The organism is Kitasatospora sp. NPDC008050, assembly GCF_042957465.1.
Lineage (GTDB): Bacteria > Actinomycetota > Actinomycetes > Streptomycetales > Streptomycetaceae > Kitasatospora.
The window spans coordinates 1-2239 of the sequence record NZ_JBIBIJ010000064.1 but is presented as its reverse complement, the minus strand read 5'-3'; the positions used below and the strand labels follow the sequence as shown (position 1 = coordinate 2239).

Sequence of the window (2239 nt, the reverse complement as noted above, 5' to 3'; positions counted from 1 at the left end):
CAACGGCATCCCCATCACCTGGACCAACCACCACCCCACCACCCCCACCCCCCTCCCCACCTACCCCTTCCAACACCAGCACTACTGGCTCCAGCACACGCCGAAGGCCGATCCGGCGGCGGCCGGCTTCACCCCCGTCGACCATCCGCTGCTCACCTCGGTCACCGCGCTGCCCGACGACGACACCCTGCTCTTCACCGGCCGTATCTCGCTGCCCACGCACCCCTGGCTCGCCGACCACGCCGTGAACGGCACCGTCCTGCTGCCCGGCACCGCCTTCCTCGAACTGGCGCTTCAGGCGGCCCAGGAGACGGACACGCCGTACATCGCGGAACTCACCCTGCTCGCACCGCTCACCATGGCCGCCGAGCAGCGGACGTCCGTCACCGTCCAGGTCCGGGTCAACCCGGCCGACGAGGCCGGCCGACGGACACTGACCGTGCACGGGCGCACCGGTGACGGGACGTGGGTCCAGCACGCGGCCGGTGTCCTGACCGACCAGCGCCCCGCCGAACCGGAGCGGACCGCCGAATGGCCACCGCCCGGAGCCACCGCCGTCGACGTCTCGACCCTCTACACCGATCTGCTGGACGTCGGCTACCACTACGGCCCCGCCTTCCAGGGCGTCCAGGCGGTGTGGAAGCTCGGCGACGAGGTCTACGCCGATGTCAGGCTCCCCGAGGACCACCGGACCGAAGCCAACCGCTTCGGAGTGCACCCGGCGCTGCTGGACGCCACGCTGCACGCGCTGGCCTTCGCCGAGCAGGAGGCCGAGGGCGTCCGGCTGCCGTTCAACTGGACCGGCTGCGTCCTGCACGCGGCGGGAGCCGGCGCGGTACGCGTCCGACTGACGCCCACCGGACCTTCGTCCTTCGCGGTCAGCGCGAGCGACGACGCCGGCCGGCCCGTGATCACCGTCGACTCACTGGTGGTGCGCGAGGTGACGGAGGGCCAGCTGGCCTCCAAGCCGTCGGACCCCCACGACGACTCGCTGTTCTGGCTGGACTGGACGCCGGTGGCCGGCGCCCCGAGCGACGGCCCGGCCGCCTTCGTGCTGGCCGGTCCGGATCCGCTCGGCCTCTCCGCAGCTGCCGCCGGGACCATGACCGACCCGTCCGGGCTCTTCGCGCCGGATGCCGGGGAGGCGGTACCGGCCGGCGCCGCCGTGGTCGCGTTCCTGCTCGGCGGCTCGGATCCGGACGTTGCCGCCGCCGCGCACGAGGCGACCTGGCGCACCCTGGAATTCGTGCGGTCCTGGCTGGCCGAGGAGCGGTTCGCCGCCACCCACCTGGTGCTCGCCACCAGCGGGGCGGTGGCCGTCGACGATCACGAGGACATCACCGATCTTGCCGCCGCCGCCCTGTGGGGCCTGATCGGCTCGGTGCAGAGCGAGTTCCCCGGACGTATCACCCTGCTGGACACCGACCGGGATCCGGCGACCGCCGCCGCGTTCCCCGCCGTGCTGGGCACAACCGAACCGCGTCTGGCGGTCCGCCAGGGCAAGCTCCTCGCACCGCGCCTCGCCCGGATGAGCGCCCATCCCTCGCTCCAACCGCCTGCGGGGGACGTTCCCTGGCGGCTGGACACAGCGCGTCCCGGTGTCCTCGAAAGCCTCGAACTGGTGCCGTATCCCGAGGCCCTGGAGCCGCTGGCGCCCGGTCAGGTGCGGATCTCCGTCCGGGCCGCGGGCCTGAACTTCCGTGACGTGATCGTGGCGCTCGGCGTGGTGGAGGGACAGAACGGCATCGGCGGCGAGGCCTCCGGCGTCGTGCTGGAGGTCGGCGAGGGCGTGACGAACGTCGCGGTGGGCGACCGGGTGCTGGGACTGTGCCCGACGTCCTTCGGACCGATGGCGGTCACCGACCACAGGTGGCTCACCCGGATGCCGGACGACTGGACCTTCGAGCAGGGCGCCGCGCTGCCGGTCACCTATCTCACCGCGTACTACGGCCTGGTGGACCTCGGCACTCTGCAGGCCGGGGAGTCGGTCCTGATCCATGCGGCCGCCGGCGGCGTCGGCACGGCCGCCGTCCAGCTCGCGCGGCACCTGGGCGCCGAGGTCTACGGCACCGCCAGCCCCGGCAAGTGGGAGGCGGTCCGCGCCAACGGGGTGGATCCGGAGCGGATCGCCAACTCCCGCACGGTGGAGTTCGAGGAGCAGTTCCTGGCGGCCACCGGCGGCCGGGGCATGGACGTGGTCCTCGACTGCCTGGCCGGGGAGTTCGTCGACGCGGGCCTG

General features: G+C 73.0%; 1 protein-coding gene. It reads left to right on the top strand.

What is annotated here, in order from left to right; translation table 11 throughout:
- A partial coding sequence (locus ACFZB9_RS36855) for a polyketide synthase dehydratase domain-containing protein (protein WP_391454533.1) occupies positions 1 to 2239 on the top strand: 2239 nt, incomplete at both ends.